This is a genomic window from Cryptosporangium phraense (assembly GCF_006912135.1).
Taxonomy (GTDB): domain Bacteria; phylum Actinomycetota; class Actinomycetes; order Mycobacteriales; family Cryptosporangiaceae; genus Cryptosporangium; species Cryptosporangium phraense.
In genome coordinates this window covers 230135-256698 of sequence record NZ_VIRS01000008.1, presented here as the reverse complement: position 1 = coordinate 256698, position 26564 = coordinate 230135, and the positions used below count along the sequence as shown (strand labels likewise).

General features: G+C 71.1%; 24 protein-coding genes and 1 riboswitch. Of the genes, 10 read left to right on the top strand and 14 right to left on the bottom strand.

The features are described from left to right. Window positions 1-133: 133 nt before the first annotated feature. Window positions 134-706 carry a DUF3000 domain-containing protein gene (locus FL583_RS14270; protein ID WP_142705091.1) on the top strand — a complete coding sequence of 191 codons (573 nt, stop codon included), beginning with the start codon at window positions 134-136 and terminating at the stop codon, window positions 704-706. Here FL583_RS14270 and FL583_RS14265 read toward each other — a convergent pair whose 3' ends face one another. After that, window positions 707-1537 (bottom strand): hypothetical protein, encoded by an 831-nt coding sequence (locus tag FL583_RS14265; protein WP_142705090.1) that lies wholly within the window; start codon window positions 1535-1537, stop codon window positions 707-709. Between the two features lie 45 nt (window positions 1538-1582). Then, a complete protein-coding gene (locus FL583_RS14260) occupies window positions 1583-2653 on the bottom strand; it encodes a S1C family serine protease (RefSeq protein WP_205752125.1) in 1071 nt (356 codons plus the stop codon). Between the two features lie 147 nt (window positions 2654-2800). On the opposite strand from FL583_RS14260, the gene FL583_RS14255 reads away from it, so the two are divergent. Beyond that, window positions 2801-4162 (top strand): ribonuclease D, encoded by a 1362-nt coding sequence (locus FL583_RS14255; protein ID WP_420843144.1) that lies wholly within the window; start codon window positions 2801-2803, stop codon window positions 4160-4162. A gap of 39 nt (window positions 4163-4201) precedes the next feature. Here the strand turns inward: FL583_RS14255 and FL583_RS14250 are convergent, their stop codons facing one another. Beyond that, complete coding sequence (locus tag FL583_RS14250; RefSeq protein ID WP_142705088.1) at window positions 4202-5458, bottom strand: serine hydroxymethyltransferase; 1257 nt, start codon at window positions 5456-5458, stop codon at window positions 4202-4204. Between the two features lie 29 nt (window positions 5459-5487). Next, a riboswitch (ZMP/ZTP riboswitch) is annotated at window positions 5488-5582 on the bottom strand. Window positions 5583-5814: 232 nt separating this feature from the next. On the opposite strand from FL583_RS14250, the gene FL583_RS14245 reads away from it, so the two are divergent. The 8 genes from FL583_RS14245 (at window position 5815) to FL583_RS14210 (ending at window position 14279) form a co-directional block, all read left to right on the top strand. Beyond that, window positions 5815-7017 (top strand): thiolase family protein, encoded by a 1203-nt coding sequence (locus FL583_RS14245; protein WP_142705087.1) that lies wholly within the window; start codon window positions 5815-5817, stop codon window positions 7015-7017. Then, window positions 7014-9107 carry a 3-hydroxyacyl-CoA dehydrogenase NAD-binding domain-containing protein gene (locus tag FL583_RS14240; protein ID WP_240746681.1) on the top strand — a complete coding sequence of 698 codons (2094 nt, stop codon included), beginning with the start codon at window positions 7014-7016 and terminating at the stop codon, window positions 9105-9107. The genes FL583_RS14245 and FL583_RS14240 overlap by 4 nt, the downstream gene beginning before the upstream one ends. Before the next feature lie 72 nt (window positions 9108-9179). Continuing rightward, the gene (locus FL583_RS14235) at window positions 9180-9902 is read left to right on the top strand and encodes a Uma2 family endonuclease (protein ID WP_142705086.1); all 723 of its coding nucleotides are present in this window, start codon (window positions 9180-9182) and stop codon (window positions 9900-9902) included. A gap of 69 nt (window positions 9903-9971) precedes the next feature. Then, complete coding sequence (locus tag FL583_RS14230; protein ID WP_142705085.1) at window positions 9972-10541, top strand: Uma2 family endonuclease; 570 nt, start codon at window positions 9972-9974, stop codon at window positions 10539-10541. A gap of 262 nt (window positions 10542-10803) precedes the next feature. After that, window positions 10804-11748, top strand: coding sequence for an ABC transporter ATP-binding protein (locus FL583_RS14225; RefSeq protein ID WP_142705084.1), 945 nt, complete (start codon window positions 10804-10806; stop codon window positions 11746-11748). Further along, entirely contained in the window at window positions 11745-12611 is an 867-nt protein-coding gene (locus FL583_RS14220) for an ABC transporter permease (protein WP_142705083.1), read from the top strand. The genes FL583_RS14225 and FL583_RS14220 overlap by 4 nt, the downstream gene beginning before the upstream one ends. Beyond that, the gene (locus FL583_RS14215; RefSeq protein ID WP_142705082.1) at window positions 12608-13558 is read left to right on the top strand and encodes an ABC transporter ATP-binding protein; all 951 of its coding nucleotides are present in this window, start codon (window positions 12608-12610) and stop codon (window positions 13556-13558) included. Before FL583_RS14220 ends, FL583_RS14215 begins: the two co-directional genes overlap by 4 nt. A gap of 4 nt (window positions 13559-13562) precedes the next feature. Continuing rightward, window positions 13563-14279, top strand: coding sequence for an ABC transporter permease (locus FL583_RS14210; RefSeq protein ID WP_142705081.1), 717 nt, complete (start codon window positions 13563-13565; stop codon window positions 14277-14279). Here the strand turns inward: FL583_RS14210 and FL583_RS14205 are convergent. The 11 genes from FL583_RS14205 to uvrC all read right to left on the bottom strand — a co-directional run bounded on the left by FL583_RS14205 (window position 14276) and on the right by uvrC (window position 26514). Then, window positions 14276-14890, bottom strand: a complete 615-nt coding sequence (locus FL583_RS14205; protein ID WP_170323638.1) for a thiamine diphosphokinase — start codon at window positions 14888-14890, stop codon at window positions 14276-14278. The genes FL583_RS14210 and FL583_RS14205 overlap by 4 nt on opposite strands. Window positions 14891-14904: 14 nt before the next feature. Further along, the gene (tpiA, locus tag FL583_RS14200; protein ID WP_142705079.1) at window positions 14905-15711 is read right to left on the bottom strand and encodes a triose-phosphate isomerase; all 807 of its coding nucleotides are present in this window, start codon (window positions 15709-15711) and stop codon (window positions 14905-14907) included. Window positions 15712-15714: 3 nt separating this feature from the next. After that, a complete protein-coding gene (locus FL583_RS14195) occupies window positions 15715-16914 on the bottom strand; it encodes a phosphoglycerate kinase (protein ID WP_142705078.1) in 1200 nt (399 codons plus the stop codon). Between the two features lie 5 nt (window positions 16915-16919). Next, a complete protein-coding gene (gene gap / locus FL583_RS14190) occupies window positions 16920-17924 on the bottom strand; it encodes a type I glyceraldehyde-3-phosphate dehydrogenase (protein ID WP_142705077.1) in 1005 nt (334 codons plus the stop codon). Between the two features lie 108 nt (window positions 17925-18032). Then, window positions 18033-20324 carry an Hsp70 family protein gene (locus tag FL583_RS14185; RefSeq protein ID WP_142705076.1) on the bottom strand — a complete coding sequence of 764 codons (2292 nt, stop codon included), beginning with the start codon at window positions 20322-20324 and terminating at the stop codon, window positions 18033-18035. Window positions 20325-20346: 22 nt separating this feature from the next. Beyond that, window positions 20347-20835, bottom strand: coding sequence for a flavin reductase family protein (locus FL583_RS14180; protein ID WP_142705075.1), 489 nt, complete (start codon window positions 20833-20835; stop codon window positions 20347-20349). Continuing rightward, window positions 20832-21332, bottom strand: a complete 501-nt coding sequence (locus FL583_RS14175; protein WP_142705074.1) for an NAD(P)H-dependent oxidoreductase — start codon at window positions 21330-21332, stop codon at window positions 20832-20834. The genes FL583_RS14180 and FL583_RS14175 overlap by 4 nt, the downstream gene beginning before the upstream one ends. Window positions 21333-21437: 105 nt before the next feature. Then, entirely contained in the window at window positions 21438-22418 is a 981-nt protein-coding gene (whiA, locus tag FL583_RS14170) for a DNA-binding protein WhiA (protein WP_142705073.1), read from the bottom strand. Window positions 22419-22461: 43 nt separating this feature from the next. Further along, on the bottom strand, window positions 22462-23403 hold the full coding sequence (locus FL583_RS14165; protein ID WP_205752124.1) for a gluconeogenesis factor YvcK family protein: 942 nt from the start codon (window positions 23401-23403) through the stop codon (window positions 22462-22464). A gap of 67 nt (window positions 23404-23470) precedes the next feature. After that, window positions 23471-24388: an RNase adapter RapZ gene (gene rapZ, locus FL583_RS14160; protein WP_170323637.1), complete on the bottom strand. Its 918-nt coding sequence runs from the start codon at window positions 24386-24388 to the stop codon at window positions 23471-23473. Then, window positions 24385-26514: an excinuclease ABC subunit UvrC gene (gene uvrC, locus FL583_RS14155; RefSeq protein ID WP_142705072.1), complete on the bottom strand. Its 2130-nt coding sequence runs from the start codon at window positions 26512-26514 to the stop codon at window positions 24385-24387. Before uvrC ends, rapZ begins: the two co-directional genes overlap by 4 nt. Between the last annotated feature and the right edge of the window lie 50 nt (window positions 26515-26564).

Sequence of the window (26564 nt, the reverse complement as noted above, 5' to 3'; positions counted from 1 at the left end):
ACGCCCGGCCGGTTGACGGCGACGTGGTGCCCGAGGGGCGCCGGTGCCGCCCGACCACCGTTCGGCGCTCGGGACGGGCGGACCGGCGCGCCGCGCTGTGCGGGCTCTGCCGCTCCCCCTACGCTCTTGAGTCATGGCCCCCACCGGCGCCGAGCCTGACCAGTTCGAGCTCGCCGTGGCGTCGCTGCGCGCGGTGCACACGCGGCCGGAGATCATGCTCGAAGAGGTTCCGGCTCCTCAGCGCCTCGCCCCGCGGAGCTTCGCGCTCTCCGGCACCGTGCTCCGCGGTGACGAAGAGGTCGCCACCGGCCGGTTGATCGTTCTCCACGACCCGTCCGGCCAGGAGGCGTGGGACGGGCACTGGCGGGTGGTGTCGTACGTGACCGCCGAGCTGGAGTCCGAGATGGGCACCGACCCGATGCTGGCCGCGGTCGGGTGGAGCTGGCTGCTGGACGCGCTGGACCTGGCCGGCGCCAAGTACGCGGCGATCGGCGGCACGGTGACGCAGGTGAGCTCGACCCGGTTCGGTGACCTGGCCGGGCCGCCGACCAGCTCCGACGTCGAGGTGCGGGCGTCCTGGACCCCGATGCTCGACGCGTCGGTCGACCTGGCCCCCCACCTTGACGCCTGGTGCGTCCTCCTGGCCTCGACCGCCGGCCTCCCGCCGCCAGGCGTCACGGTCCTGGCGGCGCACCACTCCGCGTAGCTAGATCAATTTCTCGGCCTTGGTGCAGGGTTCATCCAGCTGCTTGATCAAGGTGTCCACCTGGGCCTGGTTGCCGGCGTTGATCGCGTCGATCGCCTGGATCACCAGCTTGAGGCACTGGGAGATGATCTGTTTGTCGGAGTTGGTCTGACCCAGCGACTGCTGCGTACCGTTCAGCTGCTGCTCGGTGTTCGTCAGCTTGGTCTTGGTGTCCTGGAGGTCCTTCTCCAGCCCGGTGATCTTCTTGTCGCGCTCGTCGATCGTCGACTCGGCCGACGTCAGCTTCGCCTGGGTGTCGTTCTGCTTGTTGTTCTTGGCGATGAACAGACCGGTCATCACCAGGCTGAGCACGAGCAGCACGGCCGCGGCGGCACCGAGGATGATCGCCAGGCGGTTCCGGCCGGCCGGCGGACGGCCGTAGCCGGACGGGCCGACCTCGGCCCCGGCCGGTAACGGCGCGGTCGGGTATCCCTGGGTCGGGTTGCCGACCGGGATCGGCCCGGTCTGGTACGGGTAGGCGCCGGGCGCGGCCCCGTAGCCGGGGGGCGCCGACGCCGGCGGAACCGAGGCCGGCGGCGCCGACGCGGGCGGCACGGACGCGGGCGGAGCCGACGCGGGTGCGTAGCCGGGAACTGAGTACTCGGCGCCGGACACCGGGGCCGCGTACTCGCTGCCCGACGTCGGCGTCGCCGGGTACGGGCTCGCGGCCGGCTGGGCCCACGGGTCGGAGGCGGGCGCCGGCTGGGCCGGCGTTCCGTACTGGGGATCGGTCGGATATGGCGAACCAGGCTGGTAGGGGCCGCCCTGGTTGCCGTAGCCCGGGTTGGACACGGGAGCCTCCTGGTCGTTCGGATCTGTGGCGGGTGCTTCAGGGGTTCAGCAGGAGATGAGGCCCTTGCAGACCTCGTCGATGGGGATCGCGAGCCCGAGGCCGTCGGCGCCTTCGGCGATGATCTTGGCCTGGGCGATGCCGACGACCTCGCCGTTGGCGTTGATCACCGGCCCACCGGAGTTGCCCGGGTTGATCGCCGCGTCGAACTGGATCACCCGGGTGTTGAGGCCCTCGACGTCGTTGCGGACCGCGCTGACGACGCCGGTGGTGACCGTGTCGGTGAGCCCGAGGGGGGCGCCGACGACGATCACCGGGTCGCCCGGCTCGACCGCGACCTTGGCCGGCTTCAGCGGCTGGAACTTGGCCGTCGTGCGCAGCACGGCCAGGTCGCGCTGCTGGTCGGTGCGGTCGACGGTGACCGGGTAGGTCTCCGAGTCGCGCTGGATCGTGGCGTTCTTGCTGCCGCTGGTGAGCAGCGACTCGACGACGTGGTAGTTCGTCACCAGGAACGTGCCGCCGTTCGGGGCCTGCCCGAACGCGAACGCGGTGCCGGTGGCCTGACCGGCCCGGACGCTGAACACGGACGGCAGCACCTTCTTGGCGACCGCGGTCGAGTTCAGCGTGCCCTCGGTGCGCTCCTCCAGCGCCTGGATGCGCTTGGTCAGGTTCGAGACGTCCTCGCGGTCCTTGGAGGCAGCCGTCTCGGCGCGGCTCTGGGCGGCCCGGGCGTCGTCGACGTCGCTGGAGAGGCCGGACAGCAGCACGGTCTGGACGATGACCGCGATCAGCAGCAGCAGCGTCAGGACGAACGTCCCGATCGTGAGCAGCCGGGGCGCGGAGCGCCGCTCGGTGGGCCGGCGTGGGGGTAACGGCGAGCCGGGGCCACCCGGCCCGTACCCCGCGGGGGTGGGGTGGTGCACGGGCGAGCCGAACGCGCCGGTCGTCTGAGTCGGGGTCGGCGGCGGCGCTATCGGCGCGGTGGGGGCGCCGTAGGACGGCGGGCCGGAGTAGGAGGAGCCGGCCTGGGGCCAGCCGCTCGTCGGCGGCCGCGGGCCGGGTAACGGCCCGGTCTGGGCGGTAGGTGGAGCGAAGGACTCGTCTCCGCGGTCTGACATCGTGAGCTGCCCTTCAGGTCCGACCATTTGTGCCTAGAGGCTGCTCCACGTGGTTGCACGGTGCACACACAGCTCACGCCTAAAGACGGAACTCACCGTAGCGAGCAGGGTCGAGCAGGTCGACTTCCAGCAGGCGTTCTGACGTCCATCCGACGCCTATCCGCCGCCCGTAGGAGGCCTCGACGGCCGTCCGGAGGACGTCCAGAGCGTGCCGACACCCACCGCGACCGAGCGTCTCGCTACGGTGAGGGCGTGAACGACGCGGCGAACCCTGGTGCAAGCGGGACACAGCAACCGGAAACGCCGCCTCCCGTCCCTCTTCTGGTACCGCGGGACGGCACACCGGACCCCGTCGACACCGCCGAGGCGCTGGCCGAAGCGGCCGCGATGCTCGCGTCGGCCGACGGGCCGGTCGCGGTCGACGCCGAGCGGGCCTCCGGTTACCGGTACGGCCAGCGGGCGTACCTCGTGCAGCTGCGGCGCGGTGGTGCACAGGCCGGCGGCACCGTGCTGATCGACCCGTTGCCGTTCGACGACCTCGCGGTGATCGACGCGGCGATCGTCGACACCGAGTGGGTGCTGCACGCGGCCTCGCAGGACCTGCCCTGCCTGGCCGAGCTGGGCCTGCGCCCGCGCAAGCTGTTCGACACCGAGCTGGCCGGGCGGCTGGCCGGCTTCGAGCGCGTCGGCCTGGGCGCGATGACCGAGCGTGTTCTCGGGCGGACGCTGGAGAAGGGCCACTCGGCCGCCGACTGGAGCACCCGTCCGCTGCCCGTCGAGTGGCTCACGTACGCGGCGCTCGACGTCGAACTGCTGGTGGAGCTGCGGGACGCGCTGGCCGAGGAGCTGACCCGGCAGGGGAAGCAGGCCTGGGCCGAGGAGGAGTTCGCCGCGCTGGTGGCGAGCAAGCCGCCGGCGCCCCGGGCGGAGCCGTGGCGACGGACGTCCGGCATCCACCGGGTGCGGACCGCGCGCGGCCTGGCCCGGGTGCGGGCGCTGTGGGAGGCCCGGGACGAGATCGCCCGCCGTCGCGACCTGGCGCCCGGGCGGGTCCTGCCGGACTCGGCGATCGTGGCGGCCGCGCAGGCCGACCCGGCCGACGAGCGGGCGCTGCTGTCGCTGCCGGTCTACTCCGGGCGGGCGACGCGCCGGCTGGCGTCGACCTGGCTCGATGCGCTGGGGAAGGCCCGGGCGCTGCCCCAGAACGGGCTGCCGACGACCGCCACCGGCGGGGACGGGCCGCCGCCCGCGCACCGCTGGGCCGATCGCGACCCGGCCGCGGCCGGGCGGCTGACCAGGGCGAAGGCGGTCGTGGCCGGGCTGTCGAGCGAGTACGACGTGCCGGCCGAGAACCTGATCGCGCCCGACACCGTCCGCCGGGTCTGCTGGAGCCCGCCCGAGCCGCTGGCGCTCGACGGCGTCGAGCAGTCGCTGCGCGCCCACGGCGCCCGCGAGTGGCAGATCGGCCTGGTCGGCCCGGGACTGCTCGAAGCCCTGTCCGCCGAGTAGGCGGCCAGGGCTTCGAGACTCAGGCCGGGGCTTCCCGGCTCAGGCCGGGACCGGGAACGCGCTCAGGAGCTCGCGGACCTCGGCGGCGATCGCGTCGAGGGCGTCGTCGTTGTTCTCGGCCGCGATCGCGCGGTCGATGAAGTCGGCGATCTGCGGCATCTGCGCCGGGGTGAGGCCCCGGGTGGTGACGGCCGCGGTGCCGATCCGGATACCGGACGGGTCGAACGGCTTGCGCGGGTCGAACGGCACCGTGTTGTAGTTCAGCTCGACGCCGGCCCGGTCGAGCGCCTTCGCGGCCGGCTTGCCGCCGATGCCCTTCGGCGTGAGGTCGGCCAGGATCAGGTGGTTGTCGGTTCCGCCCGAGACCAGGTCGAAGCCCCGCTCCAGCAGCGCGTCGGCCAGCGCCTTGGCGTTCGCCACGACCTGGTGGGCGTAGGCCGAGAACTCCGGCGTCTGCGCTTCCTTGAGCGCCACCGCGATGGCCGCGGTCGTGTGGTTGTGCGGACCGCCCTGCAGGCCCGGGAAGACGGCCTTGTCGAGCGCCTTCGCGTACTCCTCGGTCGACATCAGCATCGCGCCGCGCGGTCCGCGCAGCGTCTTGTGCGTCGTCGTCGAGATGATGTCGGCCGAGCCGACCGGCGACGGGTGCGCGCCACCGGCGATCAGCCCGGCGATGTGCGCGATGTCCGCGGCCAGGACCGCGCCGACCTCCTTGGCGATGGCGGCGAAGCCGGCGAAGTCGATCGTCCGCGGGACGGCGGTGCCGCCGCAGAAGATCAGCTTCGGGCGCTCCTTGAGCGCCAGGTCGCGCACCTCGTCCAGGTCGACGCGCCCGGTCTCCTTGCGGACGCCGTAGTGGACGGCGTTGAACCACTTGCCGGTGGCCGAGACGCTCCAGCCGTGGGTCAGGTGGCCACCGCTCGGGAGCCCCATGCCCATCACGGTGTCGCCGGGCGTGAGCGTGGCCAGGTAGATCGCGAGGTTCGCGGGCGAGCCGGAGTACGGCTGCACGTTCGCGTGCTCGACTCCGAAGACGGCCTTCGCGCGGGCGATGGCCAGCTCCTCGAGCGGGTCGACGAGTTGCTGGCCCTCGTAGTAGCGCTTGCCCGCGTAGCCCTCGGAGTACTTGTTCGTGAAGACCGAGCCGGTGGCCTCGAGCACGGCGGTCGAGACGTAGTTCTCCGAGGCGATCAGCCGGATCGAGTCCTGCTGGCGCTGGGCCTCGTCGACGATCAGGCGGGCGACCTCGGGGTCTTCGGCGTCGAGGTGGGGCGTGGGCGGTTGGTTGAGCGCCATGTGGGCTCCTCGCTGATGGTGACGTCAGCCCCGCCCACCCAGGCGCACGGTGTTGAAATAACGGGTCGGTGCCGCTTCCCGGTGGTTGTTTCCACCTTCGACTGCGCCAGTCGCGGCGTCCCTACCCTAGCTTCCGGAGTACGTCGGGGATCCGGCGGACCACGTCGCGCTCGTCGTCGGTGAGGTCGTCCCGGATAGCCCGTCATCGTCGGCACCAGCGAGGCGCCGGAAGCCTGACCGCACCCGGCGCGGTGTTAAGTGGGCGGTGTGCCGCGTCACACGCCGCCGGGTCGCGACCGGACGGTGTTACCGGCGAGTAGCATTCGCGGTATCCGCTGCCAAACCGTGGAGGACCTGTGTCCCGTCAGAGCCGTGACGTGGTCTTCGTCGACGGCGTCCGCACCCCGTTCGGCAAGGCCGGACCCAAGGGGATCTATGCCGAGACGCGCGCCGACGACCTCGTGATCCGCACCATCCGCGAGCTGCTCCGCCGTAACCCGTCGCTACCGGGAGAGCGGATCGACGAGGTGGCCATCGCCGCCACCACCCAGACCGGCGACCAGGGCCTCACGATCGGCCGTACCGCCGCACTGCTGGCCGGTCTGCCGAAGTCGGTGCCCGGCTTCGCCGTCGACCGGATGTGCGCCGGCGCGATGACCGCCGCGACCAGCGTCGCCGGCGGCATCGCGTTCGGCGCCTACGACCTGGCGATCGCCGGTGGCGTCGAGCACATGGGACGCCACCCGATGGGCGAGGGCGTCGACCCGAACCCGCGCTTCCTCTCCGAGCGGATCGTCGACCCGTCCGCGCTGGTCATGGGCCAGACCGCGGAGAACCTGCACGACCGTTTCCCGCACCTGACGAAGGAACGCGCGGACGCCTTCGCGCTGGGCTCGCAGCAGAAGTACGCGAAGGCGCTGGCCGACGGGAAGATCCAGCGGGACCTGGTCACGGTGGCCACCCGCAGCGCCGAGAAGGGCTGGGGCCTCGCGACCGCCGACGAGCCCCCGCGCCCGGAGACGACGCTGGAGGGCCTGGCCGGCTTGAAGACGCCGTTCCGCCCGCACGGCCGGGTCACCGCGGGCAACAGCGCCGGCCTCAACGACGGCGCGACCGCGAGCCTCCTGGCCGCCGAGGACGTCGCCCGCGAACTCGGGCTCCCGATCGGCGCCCGGCTGGTGAGCTTCGCCTATGTCGGCGTCGAGCCCGAGGTGATGGGCGTCGGCCCGGTTCCCGCGACCGAGAAGGCGCTGGCCAAGGCCGGTCTGACGATCGACGACATCGGCCTGTTCGAGCTCAACGAGGCGTTCGCGGTGCAGGTCCTCGCGTTGCTCGACCACTTCGGCATTGCCGACGACGACGAGCGCGTGAACCCCTGGGGTGGCGCGATCGCGATCGGACACCCGCTGGCGTCCTCCGGCGTGCGGCTGTTCACGCAGCTCGCCCGGCACTTCGCCGAGCGTCCGGACGTGCGGTACGGCCTGACCGCGATGTGCATCGGCATCGGCATGGGCGGGGCGGTCATCTGGGAGAACCCGAACTGGGAGGGAACCAAGTGACCACCCCTGAATTCGCCGACGAGGTCGTCACCGAGGCCCACGTCCGGTTCCTGAACCTGCCCGGTCTGGACGGCGAGATCGCGCTGATCACGCTGGACAACGGCAAGGACCACACCCGCCCGTCGACGTTCGGCCCGGGTGGGCTGGCGTCGCTGGACGCGGCGATCGACGAGATCGAGGCCCACACTCCGGGCGTCGAGGCGATCGCGGTGACCGGCAAGCCGTTCGTGTTCGCGGTCGGGGCCGACCTGGACGGGGTGCCCCGGATCACCGGCCGCGACCAGGCGCTGGAGATCGGGCGGCTCGGGCACCGGGTCTTCGCCCGGCTGCGCAACGCGTCCGTGCCGACGTTCGCGTTCGTCAACGGCGCGGCGATGGGCGGCGGCATCGAGATCGGCCTGCACTGCGACTACCGGACGATCTCGTCCGGAGCGGCCGCGCTGGCCCTGCCCGAGGTGTTCCTCGGGCTGGTACCGGGCTGGGGCGGCACCTGGCTGCTGCCGAACCTGATCGGCGCCGGCAACGCGGTGACGGTGATCGTCGAGAACGCGCTCAACCAGAACAAGATGCTCAAGCCGAAGCAGTACCTCGAGCTGGGCATCGGCGACGTGATGTTCGAGCCGGCCGACTTCCTCGAGCGGTCGCTGGAGTGGGCCGCCGGTGTGCTGCGGGGTGACGTCGTCGTCACCCGTCCGGAGGTCGACCGGGGGCAGGCCTGGGACGACGCCGTGGCTTGGGGCCGCGCCGTCGCCGACGGAAAGGTGCACGGGGCCTCGCCGTCGCCCTACCGGGCGCTCGACCTGATCGCCGCGGCCAAGACCTCGACGTTCGAGAACGGCACCGCCGACGAGGACGAGGCGCTGGCCGACCTGATCATGAGCGACGAGCTCCGGGCCGGGCTGTACTCGTTCGACCTCGTGCAGAAGCGCGCGAAGCGGCCGGTCGGAGTGCCGGACCGGTCGCTGGCCCGGCCGGTCACCAAGGTCGGTGTCGTGGGGGCCGGTCTGATGGCCGGTCAGCTCGCGCTGCTGTTCGCGCGCAAGCTCGAGGTGCCGGTGGTGCTCACCGACCTCGATCAGTCGCGGCTGGACAAGGGCGTCGGGTACGTGCACGCCGAGATCGAGAAGCTGCTCTCGCGCGGCCGGGTGTCGCCCGACAAGGCCAACCGGCTGAAGGCCCTGGTGACCGGCTCGCTGACCAAGGACGCGTTCGCCGACGCGGACTTCGTCATCGAGGCCGTGTTCGAGGAGATCGGCGTCAAGCAGCAGGTGTTCGCCGAGGTCGAGGCCGTGGTCTCGCCGACGTGCGTGCTCGCGACGAACACGTCGTCGCTCTCGGTCTCGGAGATGGCCTCGAAGCTCCAGCACCCGGAGCGGGTGGTCGGGTTCCACTTCTTCAACCCGGTCGCGGTGCTGCCGTTGCTGGAGATCGTCCGGGCGACCCGGACCGACGACGCCTCGCTGGCCACCGCGTTCGCGGTCGGCCGGACGCTCGGCAAGTCGTGCGTGCTGGTGAAGGACGCGCCCGCGTTCGTGGTGAACCGGCTGCTCACGCGGTTCCTGGGTGAGGTCACGCGGGCGATCGACGAGGGCACCGACTTCCTGGAGGCCGACCGGGCGCTCGAGCCGCTCGGGCTGCCGATGAGCCCGCTCCTGCTGCTCCAGCTGGTCGGGCCGGCGATCGGGCTGCACGTCTCGGAGACGCTGCACGGCGCCTACCCGTCGCGGTTCTACGTGTCCGAGAACATGCGCAAGGTCGTCGACGCGAAGAAGACCGCGTTCCTCGACTGGTCGACCGGCGCGCCGGTCGTCGACCCGGAGGTGGCGGCGCTCTACGGTCCGCGGGGCGGCGGGCCGACCGCGGACGAGATCCGCGAGCGGGCGGTGGCCGCGCTGGCCGAGGAGATCCGCTTGATGCTCGACGAGGGCGTCGTCGCGGCGGCCCAGGACATCGACCTGTGCATGATCCTCGGCGCCGGCTGGCCGTTCCACCTCGGCGGAATCACGCCGTACCTGGACCGGTCCGGTGTCTCGGAAAAAGTCACCGGCCAGCGTTTCCTGGCCCCTGGTGTAGCCAGCCTGCCGGCCTGATCCGATTGCCGCCGTGGCCCGGTATCCCGCGAGGGATGCCGGGCCACTGTCGTCGAGGATTACGCTGGATCTGTGGACGACGACTGGACGAGCGAGCCGTATCCGGTGCCGATCGAGCGCATGCGTGATCGCGTATACCAAAGGTTTTCCACAGATACCGTACGGAATCTCAATCCGTCCGGAGAACTCGATACCGTCCATCTCATGACCGCAGCAATATCGGGTCTGACCGATCCGCATCTCGAAGATGACGAGATCGGGTGGACCGATGAGGAACTGGACATGATTCCGGAGGAGATCCGGTATGAGATCGAGGACGGAATTCTCACGGTGTCACCGCGCCCTGCCCTGTGGCACCAAAAATTCGAGGCGAAGCTCATAACGCTTCTCGATGCGCAGTGCCGGGAGGAGTGGACATCGCTCCCTGAAGCCGAGATCCGCATCTACGAGAGCGGCAAGATCACCCAGTCCCGCTCACCTGATCTGATGGTGGTACCGACCAAGATCACCACCCCGGAAGCGGATCGCAACTGGGTACACCCGCACGAGATCGCACTCGCGCTGGAGATCGTGTCGCCGTCGTCGCGAATCGGTGACCGGATAACGAAGTCGGCGATCTACGCGGAGTGGAAGATTCCGTTCTATCTGCGGCTCGAGAGCAAGCCGACGGTCGCCCTTTACGAATACCGCCTCGACCCCGAGACCGGTCAGTACCGAACTCCAGTGCAGCACACGTCAGAGTTCACGACGGACGTGCCCTTTCCGCTGCGAATCGACCTGTCGATGCTGGGCTGATTCGTGTCGGCGTTGCGCTGATACGTCGAGGGATCACGAGCACTCACAGGCGTCTCTACGGTGTCCGGCATGACAGCCGCGGTAGGACTCTACGAACCACCCGACGGATGGTCCGACGAAGAACTCGTGCAGGTACCCGAGGGCGTGCACTACGAGATCGAAGACGGCCGGCTGGTCGTCTCCCCCCGGCCGAGCTTCTGGCACCAGGAAGCTTGCCGCCGGTTAGCCAACGTCCTCGAGGAGCAGTGCCCGAGCCAGTACTGGCCGGTTCAGGAAGGTGAGGTCCGGATTTACGACGGCCGGGTCGTCGCCGAGCTCCGGGCTCCCGACATCCTCGTGGTCCCGCGCGAGCTGACGCGGCGCGGCGCCCATCGCGGCTGGGCGCATCCGCACGAGGTCTCGGTCGCGGCCGAGGTCGTGTCCCGCCATTCGTACACGCCCGACCGCACGACGAAGGTCGCGATCTATGCGGCCTGGGGCATCCCGCTCTACCTGCGGCTGGAGACCGAGCCCGAGGTCGTGGTCTACGCCTACCGGCTCGGCGGCAACAAGACGTACGAGAGCCCGACCGAGCACCGCGACCTGTTCACGATCGAAGAGCCGTTCCAGATCCAGATCGACCCGGCTCTCTGGCGCTAGGGGCGCGGAACCGGCCCGGATCGCGGCGGGGTCGGTCCGGTACCGCGTCTCGAGACTGCCCGTTGCCCACGTGACACCCCCGTGGGCAACGGGCCATTCTGAGAGACTTGTTCGGGACCGAGCGCACCATTTATCGCCGTCACACGTCGGCCCCTGGCCATCCGCACGGCGGGCCGCTCCCGAACAAGCCTCTTTAGTAAGGGTCCCGGTCGGGGAGATTCCCGATGCGCGGGCGAGGTAGGGATCCCTACAGTTACCCGCCGTGACCGTCATTACGACTCAATCCCTGGCCAAACAGTACGACGGTGGCGTACGGGCGCTCGACGACCTGTCCGTCACGATCGACTCCGCGGCGGTGTCAGGCACTGACACGGCAGGCGGTGTGGTCGGCCTCGTCGGTGCGAACGGCGCCGGGAAGTCGACGTTCCTGAAGATCGTCCTCGGGCTGCTGGCCCCGACCAGCGGCACCATCCAGGTCCTCGGACTCGACCCCACCGTCGACGGTGAGCTCGTCCGGGCCCGGGTCGGCTACATGCCCGAGTTCGACTGCCTCCCGCCCGACCTCAGCGCGGCCGAACTGGTCACGCACTTCGGACGGATGAGCGGCCTGCCCAAGGCGGCCGCCCGCGAGCGCGCGTCCGAGACGCTGCGTCACGTCGGCCTGTACGAGGAGCGCTACCGGCAGATCGGCGGCTACTCGACCGGCATGAAGCAGCGGGTCAAGCTGGCCCAGGCCCTGGTCCACGACCCCGACCTGCTCCTGCTCGACGAGCCGACCAACGGCCTCGACCCGGCCGGCCGGGACGCGATGCTCGACCTCGTCCGCCGGATCGGCACCGAGTTCGGCATCACGGTCGTCATCTGCTCCCACCTGCTCGGCGAGATCGAGCGGATCTGCGACTACCTGGTCGCGCTCGACGGCGGCCGGCTGCTCCGCGCCGACCGCGTCGACGCGATGACGACCGGCCAGGACGAGCTGGTCATAGAGGTCGACGCGAACGCCGAGGCTCTCGTCGAGCTGCTGAAGAACCGCGGTACGGACGCCCGGCAGGACGGCCGCACCGTGCTGGTACCGCTGGTCGACGACACCACGTACGACGTCATCCTGGACGCGGTCGCCGACCTCCACCTGGCCCTGCACCGGCTCGACCAGCGCCGGCACCGGGTCGCCGAACTGTTCGCGCGAGCCGAAGCGGGTGCGGCATGACCAGCGTCATCCATGACCTCGGGTACCAGCGGTACACCGGACCGCGGCTCGGCCGCGGCTACGCGTTCCGCACGCTGTACGTGCACTCGCTGCGCACCGCGTTCGGCCTCGGCCGGGGGATCAAGGCGAAGATCTTCAGCTGGTCGATCATCAGCTTCATCCTGCTGGCCGGCCTGATCGTCACCGTGATCGCCGCCCAGACCGGCCAGAGCGTGACGACCAGCCCGATGTTCCTCGACAACATGACGATCCTGTCGGTCCTGCTGCTGGCCGGCATCGCTCCCGAGCTCACGTCCCGCGACCAGCAGACCCGGGCGCTCTCGCTGTACTTCGCCCGGCCGCTGCGCCGCACGGACTACGCGCTGGCCCGGCTGGGCGGCCTGGTCACCGCGCTGTTCCTGGTGCTGGCCGCGCCGGTGACGCTGATGTTCGTCGGGGCGGCGCTCTCCACCAAGAAGGGCGCCGACGGCATCACGCACGCGGCCGGCGACTGGGCCGCCGGGCTGGCCCACGGCGCCACCCACGCGATCGTGCTGTCGTCGATCAGCGTGCTGATCGCGTCGCTGATCCGACGCCGGGCGATCGCCGCCGCCGCCATCGTCGCGGTGTTCCTGGTGACGACGCCGGCGGTGGCGTTCACCGAGGCGCTGAACGCGAGCCAGGGCACCAGCGAGCTGGTCGCGATGACCAACCCGCCGGCCGCGCTGAACTACCTCGGCATCTGGCTCTACGCCGACGACCCGACCCGGTACACGGGCGGCGACCCGATCGCGCACGGCCCGCTGCTCGCCGTCTACTTCGTCGTCCTCTCGGCCGCCTGCATCGCGCTGCTGGTGGCCCGCTATCGGAAGGTTCCGGCATGACGAGCGAGGTCCTGGAGGCGGCACCGCCGGCCACGAGGTCGGTGATCGACGTCCGCGGGGTGTCCCGGTGGTTCGGGAACGTGGTCGCGGTCAACGACATCACGATGTCGATCGGTACCGGCGTCACCGGTCTGCTCGGTCCGAACGGGGCCGGCAAGACGACGTTGCTGCATCTGATGGCCGGGCTGCTCGCGCCGTCGCGGGGCGAGATCCTGGTGCAGGACGCGCCGGTCTGGCGCAACCCGGCGATCTACCGCACGCTCGGCCTGGTCGTCGACCGGGAGGACACGTACGGGTTCCTCTCGGCCCGCGAGCTGGTCGAGGCGACCGCGACGCTGCACAAGATGGATCACCCCCGCTCGGCCGCCGACCGGGCGATCGCGATGGTGAACCTCGGCCCGGCCGCCGACCGCCGGATCGCCACCTACTCCAAGGGCATGCGCCAGCGGGCCCGGGTCGCGGCCGCACTGGTGCACGATCCGGCCGTGCTGCTGCTGGACGAGCCGTTCAACGGCATGGACCCGCGCCAGCGGCTCGAGCTGATGGAGCTGCTCCACCGGATGGGCGAGGAGGGCCGGACGGTCCTGTTCAGCTCGCACATCCTGGAGGAGGTGGAGCAGGTCTCCCAGCAGATCCAGGTGATGGTGGCCGGGCGGCTCGCGGCCTCCGGCGACCACCGGGCGATCCGGCGGCTGATGACCCAGCGTCCGCACGAGTTCCGGCTGTCGTCCAGCAACGACCGCTCGTTGGGCGTCGCCCTCCTCGCGCTGGAATCCGTCTCGGGGGTGGAGCTGGAGAACGACGGCGTGCTGGTGCGGGCCAGTGACTACGGCGCGTTCACCGCGGCGCTCCCCTCCGCGGCGCGCGGCGCCGGCGTGCGGCTCTACCAGGTTCTTCCTGCGGACGAGTCGCTCGAAAGCGTTTTCTCGTACCTGATCGGGGGCTGACGTCATGGTTGTTCGGGTTCTCGCCAAGATCACGCTCCGGGGACTGCTCGGCCGTCGCCGGTTCCTGCTCCTCTTCCCGCTGCCGGTGTTGCTGGTCGTCGCGGCGATCATCGGGCGGGCGTCCGGGGCCGACCCGGCGAAGTGGGCCGACCCGGTGCTCACCCAGATCGGGTTCGGGGTGGTGCTGCCGCTGATCGCGATGATCGTCGGCACCGGCGTCCTGGGCTCGGAACTGGAGGACGGCAGCGCGGTGACGCTGCTGACCACCCCCGTACCGCGCGGGACGATCGTCCTGACGAAGCTGGGCGTGGCCATCGGCGTCACGACGCTGGCCACCGCGGTGCCGATGTTCGTCGCCGGGATCCTGGTCGACTCGGTCCGGCTCGGGATCGGGCTGGCGGTCGGCGCGTTCGTCGGGTCGGTGGCCTACTCGGCGCTGTTCGTCGCGCTGAGCGTCATCAGCCGGCGGCCGGTGCTGATCGCGATCGGCTATCTGGTGCTGTGGGAGACGACGCTGGCCAACCTGCTCGACGGGGTCCGCTGGCTGAGCATCCGCCAGTTCGCGGTGACGACGTCGGACTGGGTCGCGTCGACCGATCTGGTCACGTCCCGGCTGCCGGCCGTCTACGCCGTGCTGGCGACGATCGTCCTGGCCACGGCGGCCGCCACGCTGGCGATCGACCGCCTCAGCGCCTTCAGCGTCCGCGGCGAAACGGGTTAGTGGGGCTGGATCGCCAGCAGGGTGCCACCGCGCACGGTCACGTGCGCGGTGGCACCCTCGAGGACGTTGGAGACGCCCCGGGTGGTGCCGGGAGGTAGGTCTTCGTCCCGGAGCGGATAGAGCAGGCCCTCGGTCGCGATACCGACGGCCGCGCCGTGTACCGGCAGCAATGTGACGACCTCCCCCGGGCGCCCGGTCAAGGACGCCGAGCGGCGCACCACGGTGACGGTCGCCGCCGACCAGCGGGCCTGGAGATCCACGGCCGCGTACAGCGGAGACGCCAGCAGGAAGGCCACGGCCAGCCAGTGGTCGAACCGGCCGCCCGCCCCGCCCAGTACCACGATGCGCGAGGGCGCCCGGGCGAGGGCGGCGTCGAGGGCGATCTCCAGGTCGGTGGCGTCCTTCGCGGCCGGGTACCGCTCGACCTGCCCGCCCTCGGCCTCGACCCGGGCCGCGGCTGAGGCCGACGCAGAGTCGAAGTCGCCGACCGCCAGGCCGACGCGCAGCCCGATGCCGTGCGCGCCGTCCACCCCGGAGTCCGCGGCCACCACGAACGCGTCCGGCGGTAGACCCGCCAGAAACGCAGCGGCCGGCGGTTCCCCGCCGGCCACCACGATGATCGTGCTCAGCTGACTGCCGTCGCGTGTTCGGGGAACCGGACGATCGTCGCGAACTCGTCGGCGTCGATGCTCGCGCCGCCCACCAGGGCGCCGTCCACATCGGGCTGGGCCATGATCGCGGCGACGTTCTTCGCCTTGACCGAGCCGCCGTACAGCACCCGGATGCCGTTCGCGATCTCTTCCGAGTACTTCGCGGCCAGCGCCTTCCGGATCTCCCCGCAGACCTCCTGCGCGTCCTCCGGCGTCGCGACCTTGCCGGTGCCGATCGCCCAGACCGGCTCGTACGCGATCACGATGTTCGCGACCTGCTCGGCCGTGACCTTGGCCAGTGCCGCATCGAGCTGTGCGGTGCAGTGCGGGACGTGCGCGGCCTCCTCACGCACCGAGAGGCCCTCGCCCACGCACAGGATCGGCGTCAGGCCGTGCTTGAACGCGGCGCGCACCTTGGCGTTCACCACCGAGTCGTCCTCGTGGTGGTACTCGCGCCGCTCGGAGTGGCCGACGATCACGTACGTGCAGTCGAGCTTCGCGAGCATCGCTCCGGAGACGTCCCCGGTGTAGGCGCCCGAGTCGTACGGCGACAGGTCCTGCGCGCCGTAGGCGAGGTTGAGCTTGTCGCCCTGGATCAGCGTCTGGACGCTGCGCAGGTCGGTGAACGGCGGGATGACCGCCGCCTCGACCAGCGCGAGCTGCTCCTCGGTGAGGCTGATCGCGATCTTCTGGGTGAGGGAGATCGCCTCGAGGTGGTTGAGGTTCATCTTCCAGTTGCCCGCGATCAGCGGACGACGCTCGAAGCTGACCTTCTTCGCCATGGATCAGGCCCCTTCGAGTGCGGCGACGCCGGGCAGTTCCTTGCCCTCCAGGAACTCCAGCGAGGCCCCGCCGCCGGTCGAGATGTGCCCGAACCGCGACTCCTCGATCCCGAGCTGACGCACGGCCGCGGCCGAGTCGCCACCACCGACGATCGTGAGCCCGTCCACCGACGCGACCGCCTCGGCGACCCCGCGGGTGCCCTCGGCGAACGGCGCCAGCTCGAACACGCCCATCGGCCCGTTCCAGAACACGGTCTTCGCGCCGGCCAGCTTGTCCGAGAACAGCCGCACCGACTCAGGCCCGATGTCCAGGCCCTTCCAGCCGTCTTCCAGAGCGTCGGCCGGAACGACCTTCGTGTTGGCGTCGGCCGAGAAGTCGTCCGCGAGGACGACGTCGGTCGGAAGCACGATCTTGTCGCCGCCCTCGGACAGCAACCGCTTGCAGGTGTCGATCATCTCCTGCTCGAGCAGCGAGTCACCGACGCCGTGGCCCTGGGCCGCGAGGAACGTGAAGCACATGCCGCCGCCGATCAACAGCGTGTCGACCTTCGGCAGCAGCGCGTCGATGACGCCCAGCTTGTCGGAGACCTTGCTGCCGCCGAGCACGACGACGTACGGCCGCTCGGGCTCGCCGGTGAGCTGACGGAGCACGTCGAGCTCACGGGCCACCAGGTAGCCGGCGTAGGCCGGGCGCAGCTGGGCCAGGTCGTACACGCTGGCGTGCTTGCGGTGCACGGCGCCGAACGCGTCGTCGACGTAGGCGCCGTCCTGGCCGGCGAAGTTCGACAGCTCCTGCGCGAACGCCTTCCGCGCAGCGTCGTCCTTGCTGGTCTCGCCCGCGTTGAAGCGGAGGTTCTCCAGCAGCACGACCCCGCCGTCGCCGACGCCGGCCACGGCTTCCTGCGCCTGCGGGCCGACGGTGTCGGTCGCGAACGCCACCGGCGCGCCGAGCAGCTCGTCCAGCCGCTGCGCGACCGGCTCGAGCGAGTACTTCGGGTCCGGCGCGCCCTTCGGGCGTCCGAGGTGGGAGAAGACGATCACGCGCGCGCCCGCGTCGCGGAGCGCGGTGATCGTCGGGAGGACCGCGCGGATGCGTCCGTCGTCGGTGATCTTCTGGCCGTCGAGGGGGACGTTCAGGTCGGCGCGCAGCAGCACGCGCCGACCGGCCACACCCTCGGCGAGCAGGTCGTCGAGGCTCTTCATAGTGGTCAGAGCGTCTTGCCGACGAGGGAGACCAGGTCGACGAGGCGGTTCGAGTAGCCCCACTCGTTGTCGTACCAGCCGACGACCTTGGCCTGGTTGCCGATGACCTTGGTCAGCGGGGCGTCGTAGATGCAGGACGCCGGGTCGGTGACGATGTCCGACGACACGATCGGGTCGCTGTTGTACTTCAGGTAACCCTTGAGCGGGCCCTCGGCGGCGGCCTGGTAGGCGGCGTTGATCTCCTCGACCGAGGCCTCACGGGCCAGGTCGACGGTGAGGTCGGTGGCCGAGCCGGTGGGGATCGGCACCCGGAGCGCGTAGCCGTCGAGCTTGCCGACCAGGTCGGGGAGCACGAGGCCGATCGCCTTGGCGGCACCGGTGCTGGTCGGGACCACGTTGATGCCGGCCGCGCGGGCGCGACGGAGGTCCTTGTGCGGGCCGTCCTGCAGGTTCTGGTCCTGCGTGTAGGCGTGGACCGTCGTCATCAGGCCCTTTTCGATGCCGAACGCGTCGTTGAGCACCTTGGCCAGCGGGCCGAGGCAGTTCGTGGTGCAGGACGCGTTCGAGATGATGTTGTGCTTGGCCGGGTCGTAGTCGGCGTCGTTCACGCCCATGACGACCGTGAAGTCCTCGTTCTTGGCCGGCGCCGAGATGATGACCTTCTTCGCGCCACCGTCGATGTGCGCCTTGGCCTTGACCGCGTCGGTGAAGAAGCCGGTCGACTCGATGACGACGTCCGCGCCGAGGTCGCCCCACGGCAGCTTGGACGGGTCGCGCTCCTCGAGCGCCTTGATCGTCTGGCCGCCGACCGAGATCTCGTCGGCGCTGGCCTTCACGTCCTGCTGCAGGCGACCGAGGATGCTGTCGTACTTCAGCAGGTGGGCCAGCGTCGCGTTGTCGGTCAGGTCGTTGACGCCCACGACCTGGATGTCGGCGCCGGACTCCAGGGCGGCCCGGAAGAAGTTGCGCCCGATACGTCCGAACCCGTTGATACCTACCCGGATGGTCACGCGTACTCCCTCGCCGAATACTCGAGCTTCGATTTGATATCTCGAGGTCGAGCCTATCGATGACCCGCGCGGATCATGGTACCGGGCCGCCCTGATCGATTCAGGCCGTCAATTTCGGTCGAGTTCCCAGAGGATCACGGTCTTGTCCGTGCTCGCGCTCGCGAGGTACTTCCCGTCCGGGCTGAACGTCAGGTCGTGGATCGAGGCCGCCGAGCCGTCGACCTTCTTCGCGTGGCCGGTGAGCGCCGGGCCGATCTGCCGGTCGTTCGGAACGTCCCAGAGCAGGATCCGGCTGTCGTCGCCGGCGGCCGCGAGGATCTTCCCGTCCGGGCTGAACGCGATCGTCCGCACCATGCTGGTGAACCCCTCGAGGGTGGCGACCACCCGGCCGGTGCCGAGGTCGAAGACGATGACCCCGGCGCCCGAGGTGGTGGCGGCCAGGAACTTTCCGTCCGGACTGAACGTCAGCCCGCCGTAGGGGTCGTCCTCCGCGGTCAGCGGTCCGCCGACCGGCGTCTTCTTGGCGACGTCGTAGAGCCGCAGGCCGTCCGTGCTGTCGAGCGCGGCCAGCGTGGTGCCGTCGGGGCTGAGCGCGACGTCGCTGAGCGACTTCTTCGGCCCGGCGATCGTCGGGTAAGTGGCCGCGCGGGAGCCGTTCCCGGTGTTCCAGTTGAGCACGTTGCCGTAGGTGGACGCGGCCGCGATGCGCTTGCCGTCGTCGGTGAACTCGATCGACTCGAGCGTGCCCGGGTAGGCGTCGCCGACCTTCGTGTCGAGCGTTTCCAGGTCGTCGTAGGCGGATCGGCGGCTGGAGACTTCCCAGACCTGGACGTCGCTGCTGGCCAGCGACAGCAGGCGCTTGCCGTCCGGGGCGAACGCGATCGCGGTCGGGGCGATCGTGAAGCCGGTCAGGTCGTGGCCGGTCGGCTGGTGCGAGTCGACGTCCCAGAAGCGGATCGTGTCGTCCTCGCCCGCGCTGGCCAGGAGCTTGCCGTCGGGGCTGAACGCGACCGCGTTCACGCCGTCGGTGTGGGCTTTAAGTACAGCGACATTTGTCGCGCCGGTGATCGGGCCCGGTACCCAGGGCTTGAGGATCAGCAGCACGGCGGCCGCGATGACGGCGACCGCCACCAGCGCCGCAGCGCCCCCGATCACCAACGCCTTCCGGCGCCGAGGCCCACGCCCAGGCCCGGCCGCGTAGGGCGGGGCGCTGGCCGGGGCGGCCGCGTAGGGCGGGGCGCTGGGCGGGGCCGTGGAGGGTGGTCCGCTCGCGGGTGCCGGGATCGGGAGGGTCGGGGCTCCGCCGCCGGGCGGCAACGTGATCGTGGGCGGCTCGGCGGGGGCAGCGCGCAAACTTCCTTCGGCCACTACCAGCTCGGGGTGGTCGAGCGCCGTCGGCGCGATCCGCAGGGTCCGGTGCAGCAGCGTCGCAGCCAGCGGAATCCGCGACGACCCACCGACCAGGAACACTCCCCCGATCTGCTCCGGCGCGACCCCGGCCTCGCGCAGCACGCTCAGCGTCAACCCCGACGTGCGCTCCAGCAGCGGCGCCGCCAGCTTGTCGAACTCCTCGCGGGTCAGCCGCACGTCGGTGCCGGCCAGCGGCACGTGCAGGTCGGTCGCCGGGTGCCGGGAGAGCTGCTCCTTGGCCGCCTTGGCCCCGCGCCACAGCGCGTGCCGGGCCTGCAGGTCGGACGGCGACTGCGGCCAGTCGAGCCGCGACCACGCCTGCGTCGCGCCCCCGGTCAGCGACCGCGCGTGCGCGACGACCGCCGCGTCGACGTCGAGCCCGCCGACGTCCGGCAGCCCGGCCGACGCCACGACGACGAATCCGGTCCCGGCCGGCCGCACCACGCTGACGTCGAACGTCCCCGCGCCGAAGTCGTAGACGACCAGGCATCGGTCGGGCGGGAGCGTCTGCCCCAGCACGCGGACGAAGTACGCGGCCGCGGCCACCGGCTCCGGGACGAACTCCAGCGGCCCCAGCCCGGCCCGGGTGGCGGCCGCGTGCAGGATTCCCAGCCGGGCCTGCCGCCACCCGGCCGGATGGGTCAGGACGACGCCGGCCGGCGGCGCACCCGTCACCCGGTACGCCTCGGCCGCGACCCGCCCCAGCACGGTGGCGATCAGATCGACGACGCCGACCTCGCGCTCACCGAGCCAGACCGTGCCGTCGTCGATCCGGCGCTTCGGGTTCGGCTCCAGGCCGGCCGGGTTCGCGACGCCGGCCCGCTCGGCGTCCGCACCGGTGAGGACCGTCGCGTCGGGGCCGAGGAAGACCGCGGACGACAGCAAAGGGGACGAGTCGAACAGCAGTGGACGAACCCGTCCGTCGGGCCCGAGTAAGGCCGCGACCGTACTGGAGGTACCGAAGTCGACGCCCAGTCTGAAGGGTTCCACCCGGATACCGTAGGCCGTGTCGTCACGCCGAGAGGCGTCGGAAGCCGCTCGAGTGGAAGACGAGCGGCGCGATCGTGCGCTCCAGCTCGAACGCCTCGATCCGCAGCAGCACGATCATGTGGTCGCCGGCCGGCACCTCGCGGTCGACCGTGCACTCGAGCCAGGCGCTCGCGCCGTCGATGAGCAGCGCACCGCCGTCGGTGGTGGCGACCGTGAGGCCCTCGAACCGGTCACCGGTCTTGGCCGCGAGGCGTCGGGCGGCCAGGTCGTGCGACTCCCCCAGCACGCTCACCCCGACGACCGGCCGCTCACGCAGCCGCGGCCACGTCGTGGACGTGTGCTGGACGCACACCGCGACCAGCGGCGGATCGAGCGACACGGCGACGAAGCTGCTCGCCGCCATCCCGACCGGGACGCCGTCGACCACCGCGCACAACCCGACGACGCCGCTGGGGAACGCCCCGTAGACGTCGCGGAGGTCACGGGGGTCGGCCCCGGCGGTGGCTTTCATCGCAGGCCCGACGCGGTGCCGGCCACGGGTCGGGACCAGCGCTTGGCGTAGTCGGCGATCGTCGAGCTCTCGGTGTAGGTCGAGTCGATCAGGTACAGGCCGGGCGTCGGGCAGGACGCGCCGAGCTCGACCAGGACCGGCTTGAGCAGCAGTTCGGGGGCGAGCGCGTGCCCCGGCCCGGCCCCGAGCATCACCGGCACCCCGACGACGCCGGCCAGGCCCTCCGCGGTCGCGAACTGGTCGAGGAACAGCTTGAGGACGCCGGTGTAGGTCGCCTTGAACGTCGGGCTGGCGAACACGGCCACGTCCGCCGACCGCACCGACTCGACCGCGGACGCCACCGCCGCGTCGCCCCAGCCGAGCAGCCCGGCGCCGAGCGTCACGACGTCGACCACGACGTCCGGCTCCTGGCCGGTGAGCTCGCGAGCCACCCGGGTGGCCGCGTCGAGCGTCCGCGACTGCGGCTTCGGGTTACCCGCGACAACTGCGACCTTCATGCCGTCTCCCTTACCCACACACCCGAGGGCAACCCGTGGCGATGGTTGCCTGTTCCATCGGTACCTCAGGAATCGAGGCCGTGGGTTAAGGGAGATCGACTTTCGTCAGGGAGCGAGCATCTCCGGTGTGACGCTCGCCTCGGTGTCGGGGATTCCGGTGTCGTGGGCGCGCTTGTCGGCCAGCGCCAGCAGACGCCTTATGCGCCCGGCAACAGCGTCCTTGGTCAGCGGCGGATCGGCCAGCGAGCCGAGTTCCTCCAGCGACGCCTGTCCGTGGGCCAGCCGCAGCCGCCCGGCCGCGAGCAGGTGCTCGGGGGCGTCCCCGGAGAGGATCTCCATCGCCCGCTCGACGCGGGCGCCGGCCGCGACCGCGGCCCGGGCCGACCGGCGCAGGTTCGCGTCGTCGAAGTTCGCCAGCCGGTTCGCGGTGGCCCGCACCTCGCGGCGCATCCGCCGCTCTTCCCAGGCCAGGACGCTCGCGTGCGCGCCGATGCGGGTGAGCAGCGCGCCGATCGCGTCGCCGTCGCGGACGACGACGCGGTCGACCCCGCGCACCTCGCGGGCCTTCGCGGTGACGCCGATCCGGCGGGCCGCCCCGACCAGGGCCAGCGCGGCCTCGGGGCCGGGGCAGGTGATCTCCAGCGCGGCCGACCGGCCCGGCTCGGTGAGCGAGCCGTGGGCCAGGAACGCACCGCGCCAGGCCGCCTCGGAGCAGCACGCGGCGGCCGAGACGACCTGCGGGGGCAACCCGCGAACCGGCCGGCCCCGGACGTCCAGCAGGCCGGTCTGACGGGCCAGGGAATCACCCTCCCGCACCACCCGGACGATGTAGCGGCTGGTCTTGCGCAGCCCGCCCGCGGTGAGCACGTGGATCTCGCTGCCGTGCCCGTAGACCTCGGCGATGCTCTGGCGCAGCCGCCGGGCGGCGTTGCCGGTGTCGAGCTCGGCTTCGACCACGACCCGGCCCGCGACGATGTGCAGCCCCCCGGCGAACCGGAGGAGCGCCGCCATCTCCGACTTACGGCAACACGGTTTGGTGACCGCGACCCGGCTCAACTCGTCTTTCACCGCGGCCGTCATCGCCATCGCGCGCTCCACTCGTTTCGCTGCTACCCCCGTACCGACACGATCAGCCGGTACCGAGCACCGTCCGTAGCGCTGCCGAGAGTGCCTTCTGATCGTGCCGCGGAGTCCCGTCGGATGCCGCGACCGGCGCCACGACGAGACGTCCTCCCAGTGATTCTGCCGCACGCGACAGGCCGGTGTGGTCCCTGACGATGTGTGGATCGGCCAGAACCACATCCACTTTCAACGCCGGAGCGTGATCGGCGAGCGCGTGGAGGTGGTCTTCGAACGGCATTCCGCGCGTCTCGTCGTCGGTGCTGAGGTTCAGGACGAGGATCCGCCGGGCCGGTGCGCTGACGATCGCGTCGGCCAGCTCCGGCACCAGGAAATGCGGCAACACGCTGGTGAACCACGATCCCGGGCCGAGCACCAGGGCGTCGGCGAGCGACACGGCTTCGACCGCCTCGGCGCAGGCCGGTGCGTCACTCGGAGTCAGCCGGACCCGCTGGACCCGGCCCTTCGTCGACGCGACCGCGTGCTGGCCGTGGATCGTGACGACGTTCCCGAGCGCGCCGGCGACGTCGGCCTCGATGTCCAGTGGCTGGGACGCCATCGGCAGCACCCGCCCGCGGCAGCCGAGCGCGCGGGCAGCGTGCTCCAGCGCCGGGATCGTGCCGCCGAGGATGTCGGCCAGCCCGGCCAGGACCAGGTTGCCGACCGCGTGGCCGCCGAGTTCGCCGCCGCCCGGGAACCGGTGCTGGAACAGGGCCGCGGAGACCGGGTCGGCCGGGTCGGCCAGCGCGACCAGCGCCTGCCGCAGGTCACCGGGCGGGATCCCGCCGAACTCCCGCCGCAACCGCCCGCTGGACCCACCGTCGTCGGCGACCGTCACCACGGCCGTCGGCTCGATGCCGAGCAGACAGAGCGCCTTGAGCGACGCGAACAGCCCGTGGCCACCACCGAACGCCACTACTCGCGGAGGCCGCTCGGCACCCAGGTCGATCACACCCTTCGCCTTCCCTTGACCGGTTCTGCACAGCGGAGGCGGACGGTACCGTGCCCCGCTGAGACGATTACTCCCGGCCTAGGTCTCGATGGCTGACGGTGGTGGGTATACCCCGGGCTCCGAGCCGGGAAGCCAACGCGATCGCGCTGGCCACGCTGCGGTGCTTACCGCCGGTGCAGCCGACGCCGATCGTGAGGTAGCGCTTCCCCTCGCGCTTGTAGCCGTCGGTGGCCATCGCCACCACGGCCGCGTACTGGTCGAGGAACTCGACCGCGCCGGGCTGGGCCATCACGTAGTCGCTGACCGCCTGGTCTTTCCCGGAGAACGGCCGCAGCTCCGGCACCCAGTGCGGGTTCGGGAGCCAGCGCATGTCGACGACGAGGTCGGCGTCGGCCGGGAGGCCGTACTTGAAGCCGAACGAGAGCGTGGTGACGTGCAGCGTCTGCTCGGGGTTGACGAACAGCTCCTCGATGCGGCCGCGGAGCTGGTTGCCGTTGAGCAGGCTGGTGTCGATGATCACATCGGCGACTTCGCGGGCGTTGGCGAGCAGTACCCGCTCGGCCGCGATGCCGTCGGCCAGCCGGCCATCGCCCTGCAACGGGTGCGGGCGGCGGACGCTCTCGAACCGCCGGATCAGCACGTCGTCGGACGCGTCGACGAACAGCACGCGGGGCTGGAAGCCGCGGACCCGCAGATCGGCCACCGCGCCCAGCAGGTCGGTGGAGAACGCCCGGCTGCGGACGTCGAGCGTCATCGCGGTGCGCCGGCCGGCGCCTCCGGAGGCGAACGCGAGCTCGGCCATCGTCACCATGAGGGTCTGGGGCAGGTTGTCGACCACGTAGTAGCCGACGTTCTCCAGCGCCCGGGCCACCGTGCTGCGGCCGGCCCCGGACAGGCCGGTGACCACGACGAGGTCCATCTCCGCGCGGGCCGCCGCGATGTCGCCGAGGCCGTCGGCGTCCGGCGACCGCTCCTCGATCGTCATCGGTCTTCGCTTCTCCCTACTACGCCCACATCACTTGTTACCCGTGATTCTGGTGCGCCCGGGCGGGATTCCGCAGCCCTCGTCGCCGACTTTTCGGGCGAGTGTCGCTCACCGGACGCTTCGGACGGCGTTCGCGCGGCCGGGACGGCGTCGGTCGAATCGCCGGACGCCGAATCGCCGGACGTCGAATCGCCGGACAGGGCCGCGACGATCGTCTCGGCCGTGCGCCGGCCGATGCCGGGCACGGTCATGATCTCGTCGACCGACGCCTCCCGGAGCCGCTTGAGCGACCCGAAGTGACGCAGCAGGGCCTTCCGTCGCGTCTCGCCCAGCCCGGCGACGCCGTCGAGCGCGGACACCGTCATCCGCTTCGAGCGCTTCTGGCGGTGATAGGTGATCGCGAACCGGTGGGCCTCGTCGCGGGCCCGCTGGAGCAGGTAGAGCCCCTCGCTGGTGCGCGGGAGGACGAGCGGGAAGTCGTCGCCGGGCAGCCAGACCTCTTCCAGACGCTTGGCCAGCCCGCACAGCGCCACGTCGTCGATGCCCAGCTCGGCCAGGACCCGGGCGGCCGCGGCGACCTGGGGGGCACCGCCGTCGACCACGACGAGGTTCGGCGGGTAGGCGAACTTGCGGGGCTTGCCGGTCGACGGGTCGATTCCGATCGGGACACCCCGATCCGTCGTTTCGCCCTCTTCGTCGGGCAGGTCGCCGGTCTCGGCGTGGGCGTCGAGATAGCGGTTGAAGCGGCGCCGGAGCACCTGGGCCAGCGCGGCCGTGTCGTCGGGCGGACCGTCGGGGCCGTTGCGCACCGCGAACCGGCGGTACTCCGACTTGCGGGCCAGCCCGTCTTCGAACACGACCATGCTGCCGACGACGTCGGTGCCGCTGACGTGCGAGATGTCGTAGCACTCGATGCGCAGCGGGGCTTCGTCGAGCAGCAGCGCGTCCTGGATCTCCTGCAGCGCCTTCGACCGGGCCGTGAGGTCGCTGGCCCGCTTGAGCTTGTGCTGGGTGAACGCCTGCTCGGCGTTGCGCTTGACGGTGTCCATCAGCGCCTTCTTGTCTCCGCGCTGGGGCACCCGCAGGGCCACCCGGGTGCCGCGCAGCTCGGACAGCAGCTCCTCGAGCACGCGCGCGTCGGTGGGCAGCTCGGGGACCAGCACCTCCCGGGGCACGGCCTCGTTGACCTCGTCGCCGCCGTAGATCTGCAGGCAGAACTGCTCGACCAGATCGCCGACGCCCAGGTCTTCGACCTTCTCGACGACCCAGCCGCGCTGGCCCCGCACCCGCCCGCCGCGGACGTGGAACACCTGCACGGCCGCTTCCAGCCCGTCGTCGGCGAACGCGATCACGTCGGCGTCGGTGCCGTCGCCGAACACGACGGCCTGCTTCTCCATCGCCCGGCGGAGCGCGCCGATGTCGTCGCGGAGGCGGGCCGCCTTCTCGAACTCCAGCTCCTCGCTGGCCCGCTGCATCTCGCGTTCGAGGCGGCGGAGCATCTGGTCGGTCTTGCCGGCCATGAAGTCGCAGAAGTCCTCGACGATCTGCCGGTGCTCGTCGGCGCTCACCCGGCCGACGCACGGGGCCGAGCACTTGTCTATGTACCCGAGCAGGCAGGGACGGCCGATCTGGCCCGCGCGCTTGAACACCCCGGCCGAGCACGTGCGGGCCGGGAACACCCGGAGCAGCAGGTCGAGCGTCTCGCGGATGGCCCAGGCGTGCGCGTACGGGCCGAAGTACCGGACGCCCTTCTTCTTCGGGCCGCGCATGACCCGGAGCTGCGGGTACTCCTCGTAGAGCGTGACCGCGAGGCTCGGATAGCTCTTGTCGTCGCGGTAGCGGACGTTGAACCGCGGGTCGTACTCCTTGATCCAGGAGTACTCCAGCTGCAGCGCCTCGACCTCGGTGGTGACGACGACCCAGTCGACCTTGGCCGCGGACGTGACCATCTGGTAGGTACGCGGGTGGAGGCCGGACGGATCGGCGAAGTACGAGTTCAGGCGGTTGCGGAGGTTCTTCGCCTTCCCGACATAGATGACCGTGCCCCGAGAATCCCGGAAACGGTAGACACCTGGAGACTCCGGGATCGACCCCGGAGATGGGCGGTACGTGGACGGGTCGGGCACGGTGAAAAGCCTAGTCGTCCCGACTGACAGTTCTGAGATTCGCCGACGCC